Source organism: Sphingomonas elodea ATCC 31461 (genome assembly GCF_000226955.1).
Taxonomy (GTDB): domain Bacteria; phylum Pseudomonadota; class Alphaproteobacteria; order Sphingomonadales; family Sphingomonadaceae; genus Sphingomonas; species Sphingomonas elodea.
The window spans coordinates 1-8,371 of record NZ_AGFU01000086.1 but is presented as its reverse complement, the minus strand read 5'-3'; the positions used below and the strand labels follow the sequence as shown (position 1 = coordinate 8,371).

The window sequence follows — 8,371 nt, the reverse complement described above, 5'->3', positions numbered from 1 at the left end:
CCCCTCCCCTTCAGGGGAGGGGTTGGGGTGGGGCTGTGTCTCACAGAGACCAACAGGCGTTCTGGTATCCCTCCACCCCAAACCCTCCTCCCAGGAGGAGGGGCTGAAGTTGTGGTTACCCCAGCGTCCGCCGGAGCGCGTCGTGCCAGCCGGCGAGAAGGGTGGTGCGGTGGTCCGCCGCCATCGCCGGCTCGAAACAGGCCTGGCGCGACCAGATCGCCGAAAGCTCGTCCAGCCCCGACCACAGGCCCACCGCGAGTCCCGCGTGGAACGCCGCGCCGCGCGCGGTGGTCTCCAGATCGTCGGGCCGCTCGACCGCGACGTCGAGGATGTCGGCGAGGAAGCGGCACAGCCAGTCGTTCGCCGCCATGCCGCCATCGACGCGCAGCATCGCCGGGCGCGTGCCGCCGTCCCGCACCATCGCCTGCACCAGGTCATAGGTCTGGTAGGCCACGGCCTCCAGCGCCGCGCGGGCGAGATGCGCCTGGGTGGCGCTCAGCGTCAGCCCGAAGATCGCGCCGCGTGCCTCGGGATCCCAGTGCGGCGCGCCGAGGCCGACGAACGCCGGGACCATATAGACGCCGTGGCTGTCCGAAACGCGCGTCGCCATGTCGTTGGTCTGGCGGGCATGGGTGATGACGCCGATGCCGTCGCGCAGCCACTTGATCGCCGCCCCCGCCACGAAGATCGAGCCTTCCAGCGCATAGGCGGTGCGGCCATTGATGCGATAGGCCGGGGTGGTCAGCATCCGGTGCTCGGAGGTCACCGCCTTGTCGCCGGTGTTGAGCAGCAGGAAGCAGCCGGTGCCATAGGTCGATTTGGCAGTGCCTGGCGCGAAGCAGCACTGGCCGAACAGCGCCGCCTGCTGGTCGCCCGCCATGCCCGCGATCGGAACGGCCACGCCGAACCATTCGGGGTCGGCCATCCCATAGACATGGGCGTTGTCGTGTACCTCCGGCAGCAGCGCCATGGGAATGCCGAACAGCCGGCACAGCTCCGCGTCCCATTCGCCCTTGTGGATGTTCCACAGGCTGGTGCGCGCGGCGTTGGTCACGTCGGTCGCGTGCACCGCGCCCTTGGTGAGCCGCCAGAGCAGGAAGCTGTCGATCGTGCCGAAGGCGAGGTCGCCGCGCTCGGCCCGCGCCCGCGCGCCGGGCACATGGTCGAGGATCCAGCCGATCTTGGTCGCCGAGAAATAGGGATCGACCAGCAATCCGGTGCGGGCCCGAACCTCGGCCTCCACCCCTTCCGCCTTCAGTTCGGCGCAGCGATCGGCGGTGCGACGGTCCTGCCACACGACCGCGCGGTGGAGCGTTTCGCCGGTGGCGCGGTCCCAGACCAGCGTGGTCTCGCGCTGGTTGGTGATGCCGATCGCCGCGATTCCCGCCACGCCGACCCCGCTTTTCAGCAGCGCCTCGCGCGCGGTGGTCAGCGCGTCGTGCCAGATCGTCTCGGGATCATGCTCCACCCAGCCCTGGCCCGGATAATGCTGCTCGAACTCGGTCTGGGCGGTGGAGACGCGGCGGCCGGCCGAATCGAAGATCACGCTGCGCGTCGAGGTCGTCCCCTGATCGATCGCGAGAATGTGAGTCCGGTCCACGCGCAAATCCCCTCCAGTGTTCGTTTGGACGCTCGTAGATTTTCGCTCGAACGTCAACGCTTTCGTTTTCATGTTCGCTTTGCTATAAACGAAAAAGAACGAACATGAGGCGAACCATGGCTGCCGCGCATTCCGACGAGCGTTTCGATCTGCTGGTGGTGGGCGGCGGCATCAACGGCGCCGGCATCGCCCGCGATGCGGCGGGGCGGGGCCTCTCCGTGCTGCTCGTCGAGAAGGAGGATCTGGCCAGCCACACCTCCTCGGCCTCGACCAAGCTGATCCATGGCGGGCTGCGCTATCTGGAATATGGCGAGTTCCGCCTGGTGCGCGAGGCGCTGATCGAGCGCGAACGGCTGTGGGGCATGGCGCCGCACATCATCTGGCCGCTGCGCTTCGTGCTGCCGCAGACCCAGTCGCCGCGCTCGGCCTGGATGGTGCGGCTGGGGCTGTTCCTCTACGACCATCTCGGCGGGCGCGAGAAGCTGCCGGGTACCGAAACCGTGAAGCTGGCGCATACCCCCTTCGGGCGCGGCCTCAAGACCGCCAAGGGAAAGGCGTTCGTCTATTCGGACTGCTGGGTGGAAGACAGCCGCCTGGTCGTGCTGAACGCGATGGACGCGGCGGAGAAGGGCGCGGTGATCCGCACCCGCACGGCGCTGACCGGTGCGCGGCGCGAGGGCGGCGATTGGGTGGCGACGATCGCCGACGGTGCGGGCGAGCAGACGGTGCGGGCGCGTGCCCTGGTCAATGCCGCCGGCCCCTGGGTCGCGGACGTGCTGGGTCGCGTGCCCGACGTCGTCGCCGATCGCGGGTTGCGGCTGGTGAAGGGCAGCCATCTGGTCGTGCCCCGGTTGTACGAGGGCGACCACGCCTTCATGCTGCAGAACCCCGATCGGCGGATCGTCTTCACCGTGCCGTATGAGGGGGAATTCACCCTGATCGGGACCACCGACGAGGTATGGGAAGGCGCCCCCGGCAAGGCGCAGATCAGCGCCGAGGAAACCCGCTATCTGCTCGAAACCGCCGCGCGCTATTTCGCGCATCCGCCGAGCGAGGCCGATGTGGTGTGGAGCTATGCCGGCATCCGACCGCTCTACGACGACAAGGCCGGCAATGCCTCGGCGGTCACCCGCGACTATGTGCTCGATCTTGATGGCGACGAGGCCCGCGCGCCGATGCTGAGCATCTTCGGCGGCAAGATCACCACCTATCGCAAGCTCGCCGAGCACGCGATGGCGGAGCTGGCGCGCTTCTTCCCGAACCGCGGCGGAGCCTGGACGGCGGGGGCGGTGCTGCCGGGCGGGGACCTGCCCGACGGCGACTTCGATCGCTTCGTCGCCAGCCTGCAGCGGGCGCGGCCCGGCTTGCCGGCCCCGCTGCTGCGCCGGCTGGCGCGGGCCTATGGCACGCGGGTGGAGGCGCTGCTCGGTAATGCCGCGACGACGTTCGATCTCGGCGCCGATCTGGGCGGCGGGCTGACGGTGCGCGAGGTCGAGTATCTGCGCGCCTATGAATGGGCGGTGACGGCGGAGGATATTCTCTACCGTCGCAGCAAGCTGGGCCTGCACGTGCCGCCGGGTACGGCCGAACGGCTGGAGGAATATCTGGCGCGCGCGGCGCGTCCGCAGGTGCAGCCCGCCTGATGGGCGACGAACAGCCCGATCTGGTGGCGCATCGCCACCAGCGCATCCTGGAACTGGCGCGCCGCACGGGCAGCGTGACGGTGGATTCGCTCGCCGTCGCGCTGGACGTGACGCCCCAGACCATCCGCCGCGACCTCAATCTGCTGGCGAGCCGCGCGATGCTCTCGCGCGTGCATGGCGGTGCGGTCGTGACGTCGGGCGTCGACAACCTCGATCGCGAGGCGCGCCGGCAGGTGGCCGCCGGTGCCAAGGCGGCGATCGGCGTGGCGGCGGCGGCGCTGGTGCCGGACGGGGCGAGCCTGTTCATCAATATTGGTACGACCACCGAGGCGATCGCGCGCGCGCTGGTGCATCATCGCCACCTGCTCGTCGTCACCAACAACCTGAATGTCGCCGATATTCTGGGGGGCGTGCCGACCATCGAGGTGGTCGTCGCCGGCGGCCGGGTGCGGGCAAGCGACCGCGCCGTGGTGGGTGCACTGGCGATGGACTTCCTGCGCGGCTTCAAGCTCGACTATGCCCTGATCGGTGCCTCGGCGATCGATGCGGAAGGCACGTTGCTCGACTTCGACATGGACGAAGTGCGCGTGTCGCAGACCATCATCGAGCAGGCGCGCTGTGTGATCCTCGCCGCTGACCAGACCAAGTTCGGGCGCCCCGCGCCGGTCCGTATCGCCGAGATGGGCATCGTTGATCATTTGGTCACCGATCGCCTCGTAGAGGCCGATATCGCGGCGATATGCGCCGCCGAACGCGTGCAGGTGCACGAAACCGAGACTTGATTGGTCAGGCCAAACGGCGCACGATGGTCTGACGAAGTAAAGCGAGGCGGCCGGGGGAAAGGCCGCGCAGGGAGGGCAGGGGAAGCTATGCGGCGTGTCGCCCATCTTCGCTGGTGGATCGTCGGGCTGATCTGTGTCGGCACGATCGCCAATTATCTGGCGCGCAACTCGCTGGGCGTGCTCGCCCCCGAGCTGAAGACCGTGCTTCACATGTCCACCCAGCAGTACAGCTATGTCGTGGGCGGCTTTCAACTTGCCTATACGGTGATGCAGCCGATCGCGGGGATGATCGTTGATCGCATCGGGCTGCGCGCGGGCTTCGCGCTGTTCGGCGCGGCTTGGTCTATCGCCAACATGCTGCACGCGCTGGTCGGCGGCTGGATCGCGCTGGTCTTCTTCCGCAGCCTGCTCGGCGTGTTCGAATCCGCGGCGATCCCCTCGGGTATCAAGGCCATCGCCGAATGGTTTCCGGCGCGCGAGCGATCGGTGGCGGTAGGCTGGTTCAATGCGGGCACGTCGCTGGGCTCGGCGCTGGCGGTGCCGGTCGTCGCTTTCGTGACCTTGTGGGCGGACTGGCGCATGGCCTTCGTGGTCACCGGCGCGGTGGGGCTACTCTGGTCGCTCGGCTGGTGGACCTTCTATCGCAGTCCGGCCGAACATCCCGCGATCACCCCGGAGGAACAGGCGCTGATCGCCGAGGGACGGCCCAAGCCGCTCGGTCGCCGTGCCTCGGCGGGGGAGATCCTCGGCACCCCGCGCTTCTGGATCATCGCGGTACCGCGTTTCCTGGCCGAACCCGCCTGGCAGACCTTCAGCTTCTGGATCCCGCTGTATCTCGCGAGCGAGCGCGGGATGGATCTGAAGCAGATCGCGCTGTTCGCCTTTCTGCCCTTTCTGGCTGCGGATCTGGGCGGGGTGCTGGGCGGCTATCTGTCGCCTATCCTGGTCCAGCGCTTCGGCATGAAGCTGATTCCCTCTCGCGTCACCGGCGTGGCGCTGGGCGCGGTGCTGATGATCGCGCCGGGGTGCATCGGTCTCGCCGCCAGCCCCTACACCGCGATTGCCCTGTTCTGCATCGGTGGCTTTGCCCACCAGGTGATCTCGGTGCTGATCAACACCCTCTCCGCCGATGTCTTCACGTCCGAGGAGGTCGGCGCGGCCAACGGCTTCATCGGTCAGGCCGGCTGGACCGGCGGTCTCCTTTTCTCGCTGCTGATCGGGCAGCTGGCGGACACGGTCGGCTATGGGCCGCTGTTCGGCATGTTGTCCGTGTTCGACATTATCGGGGCGGTCGTGCTGATCGCCGGCCTCAGCCATCTTCGTCTTCCGGAGCCTGCAAAATGAGACGCGCCACGCTTTCCGATCCCCCGCGCTTCGCGCTTGCCGGGGAGGGGCAGGGGCGGATCACGCTGGAATCGGATACCGGCGCCGTCGCGCACCTGTTCGTCCTCGAAGACGATATCGTCCGCCTGCTGCTGCTGGCCACCGGCACGGTCACCAGCCCGCCGAGCTGGGCGATCGCGCCGGGGCAGGCAGATATCGAGGAGCCCGGCCGCGATCGGCTGGACGTCTCCGGCTTCACCTGCCCGGGGTACCAGCTTCGCCACGATGCCGAGCAGCTGCTGCTCGAGACCGCCCGCATCCGCCTGACCGTGCGGCTGCACGGGCTGCACTGCCGCTGGGAGCAGCGCGCGGGCGATGCCTGGGTGCCGATGGCCGAGGATCGCTCGACCCACGCCTATGATTTCGGCTGGTGGGACGGCAAGGCACACCATTATGTCGCACGCCGCGCGGGCGAACGCTTCTACGGTCTGGGGGACCGCACCGGCGATGCCGACCGCGCCGGTCGCAGCTTCCGCCTGACCAATCTCGATCCGATGGGCTACGACGCGGAGACGAGCGATCCGCAGTACAAGTCGATCCCCTATGTGCTGGTGGCCGATGGCGAAGGGCGCTGCCACGGCGCCTTTTACGATAGCGTCGCCGACATGGCGTTCGATTTCGGCCGCGAGCTGGACAATTATCACGGGCCCTATCGCCACATGGCCGCCGATCACGGCGATCTGGACCTGTGGATGATCGCGGGCCCCGATCCGCTGGCGGTGACCCGGCGCTTCACCTGGCTCACCGGCCGCCCGGCGCTGATGCCGCGCTGGTCGCTCGGCTATTCGGGCTCGACCATGACCTATACCGACGCGCCCGACGCGGCGGTGCAGATGGCCGGGTTCCTGGAGAAGCTCGCCGAGCATGACATCGGCTGCACCTCGTTCCATTTGTCCTCGGGCTACACCTCGATCGGGGACAAGCGCTATGTGTTCCACTGGAACCGGGACAAGTTCCCCGATCCCAAGGCATTCGTCTCCAGCTATGCGCAGGCGGGCGTCGAGCTGGTGCCGAACATCAAGCCGGCGCTGCTGCGCAGCCATCCGCGCTATGACGAGGTCGCCGCCGCAGGCTATTTCGTCAGCGATGCGGACGGCCAGCCGGTCGAGGCGCAGTTCTGGGACGAGGTCGGCAGCTATATCGACTTCACCAACCGGCAAGCCGCCGCCTGGTGGCGCGACCAGGTGAAGTCCGCGCTGCTCGATCAGGGCATCCGCTCCACCTGGAACGACAATAACGAATATGAGGTGTGGGACGCCCGTGCCCGCTTCGCAGGCTTCGGCACGACCCTGCCGGCGGCGGCGATGCGCCCGGTGCAGCCGCTGCTGATGATGCGTGCCTCGCGCCGCGCCCAGATCGAGGCGCGGCCGGACGAGCGCCCCTATGTGGTGACGCGCGCCGGCATGGCGGGCCTGCACCGCTATGCCCAGACCTGGACCGGCGACAACCGCACCGAGTGGAAGACGCTGCGCTACAACGCCCGCATGGCGCTGGGGCTGGCGCTCTCCGGCGTGTCGAACAGCGGGCACGACGTGGGCGGCTTTGCCGGCCCCGCGCCGGATGCGGAACTGCTGGTGCGCTGGGTGCAGGCCGGCGTGCTGATGCCGCGCTTCAGCATCCACAGCTGGAACGACGATCGCACCGTGAACGAGCCCTGGATGTACCCGGAAGCGCTCCCGGCGATCCAGGCGCTGATGCGGCTTCGCCAGCGGCTGGTGCCCTTCTTCTACGATCTTCTGCTGCGCTACCATGCCGAATATGCGCCGATGGTGCTGCCGACCTGGGCGGCATTCCCGCAGGATCGGCAGTGCTGGGAGGAGTGCGACGAGCATCTGCTCGGCCCCAACCTGCTCGCCGCGCCGGTGGTGGAGCAGGGCGCGACCGAACGGCGGCTCTATCTGCCGGCGGGTGCGGACTGGACCCATGTGTGGAGCGGCGAGACCTTTGCCGGCGGTGCCTGGGTCACCGTTGCCGCGCCGCTCGACGGGCCTCCGCCGCTGTTCGCGCGGGCCGGCGCTGCGATGCTGGTCGATCGCGCCGAAGGTGGCTGGCGGCCGCAGCCGATGCAGCGCGGCCTGTGGCTTTTCCCGCCGCGCGAAGGGCCTTTCCGCTGCGAAGCGCTCGAGGATGCCGGCGACGGAGCGGGCGGCGTCACGCGCTGGATCGTGGAAGGCCACGCCGATGCGTCGCGGATCGTGCTGCGGGTCTCCATCGACGGCGCGGTCCCGGAAGATCAACGCGTTACCATCTCGTTGCGCAGCAATAACGACGTGCCGGTGGCGCTCGAAGAGGGGCTCTCCGTACCTGTGACGTTACTGCCACAGGATACGTAATTCCGCTCAGTCTGCAGTTAAGGTCAGGGTTTTCACGAAATTTCGGGGAATCTGCATTAACCTATTATCGAGCGATCTACATTAGGAAACAGGGTCGAACCTGGGCACAAGGGGAGTGTAAATGAAGGGCTATAACTTGTCCGTAGCGCATGTTGCGCTGATCGCGGCGTGCATGGCCGGTAGTGCGCACGCGCAAACCGCCGAAGCGCCGGCCGCTACCAGCACGGCTGCCGCCGGGGCTGCCGCGGCCCAGTCTGCCGCCAAGACGGCGCAGGAAGATGTCGAGATCATCGTCACGACGACGGCGCAGAAGCGTTTCGAGAACATCCAGAACGTGCCGCTGGCGGTGCAGGTGGTGACGCCGGCGCAGCTCGAAGCGCAGGGGGTTCGCCATTTCCAGGATCTGGGCAAGGTCGCGCCGTCGCTCACCATCCGTCCGGCGGAGCATCCGGTCAACTCCAACGTCTCGCTGCGCGGCGTCGGTACCTTCGCCTTCGGCATCGGCGTGGAATCGTCGGTGGCGGTAACCGTCGACGGCGTACCGCTGGCCTTCCAGGCGCGTGCCTTTACCGACCTGCCCGACGTGGCGATGATCGAAGTGCTGCGCGGGCCCCAGAGCACGCTGTACGG

6 protein-coding genes are annotated in these 8,371 nt (G+C 68.0%); 5 read left to right on the top strand and 1 reads right to left on the bottom strand.

From position 1 onward, the window contains the following. Positions 1-115: 115 nt before the first annotated feature. Positions 116-1,600 carry a glycerol kinase GlpK gene (glpK, locus tag KK7_RS0118270; RefSeq protein ID WP_010546085.1) on the bottom strand — a complete coding sequence of 495 codons (1,485 nt, stop codon included), beginning with the start codon at positions 1,598-1,600 and terminating at the stop codon, positions 116-118. A gap of 116 nt (positions 1,601-1,716) precedes the next feature. On the opposite strand from glpK, the gene KK7_RS0118265 reads away from it, so the two are divergent. From KK7_RS0118265 to KK7_RS21170, 5 genes are all read left to right on the top strand, one after another. Beyond that, entirely contained in the window at positions 1,717-3,243 is a 1,527-nt protein-coding gene (locus tag KK7_RS0118265; protein ID WP_010546084.1) for a glycerol-3-phosphate dehydrogenase, read from the top strand. Further along, positions 3,243-4,025, top strand: a complete 783-nt coding sequence (locus tag KK7_RS0118260; RefSeq protein WP_010546083.1) for a DeoR/GlpR family DNA-binding transcription regulator — start codon at positions 3,243-3,245, stop codon at positions 4,023-4,025. The genes KK7_RS0118265 and KK7_RS0118260 overlap by 1 nt, the downstream gene beginning before the upstream one ends. 87 nt (positions 4,026-4,112) lie before the next feature. Next, positions 4,113-5,369, top strand: coding sequence for an MFS transporter (locus tag KK7_RS0118255; protein WP_010546082.1), 1,257 nt, complete (start codon positions 4,113-4,115; stop codon positions 5,367-5,369). Next, on the top strand, positions 5,366-7,741 hold the full coding sequence (locus KK7_RS0118250) for a glycoside hydrolase family 31 protein (protein ID WP_010546081.1): 2,376 nt from the start codon (positions 5,366-5,368) through the stop codon (positions 7,739-7,741). The genes KK7_RS0118255 and KK7_RS0118250 overlap by 4 nt, the downstream gene beginning before the upstream one ends. Before the next feature lie 121 nt (positions 7,742-7,862). Next, positions 7,863-8,371 (top strand): TonB-dependent receptor plug domain-containing protein (locus tag KK7_RS21170; RefSeq protein WP_010546080.1); only part of this gene is annotated, 509 nt, incomplete at its 3' end.

Coding starts and splice junctions, on each gene's coding strand:
- KK7_RS0118265 (WP_010546084.1), top strand. CDS start 1,717: ATGGCTGCCGCGCATTCCGACGAGCGTTTCGATCTGCTGGTGGTGGGC.
- KK7_RS0118255 (WP_010546082.1), top strand. CDS start 4,113: ATGCGGCGTGTCGCCCATCTTCGCTGGTGGATCGTCGGGCTGATCTGT.
- KK7_RS0118260 (WP_010546083.1), top strand. CDS start 3,243: ATGGGCGACGAACAGCCCGATCTGGTGGCGCATCGCCACCAGCGCATC.
- KK7_RS0118250 (WP_010546081.1), top strand. CDS start 5,366: ATGAGACGCGCCACGCTTTCCGATCCCCCGCGCTTCGCGCTTGCCGGG.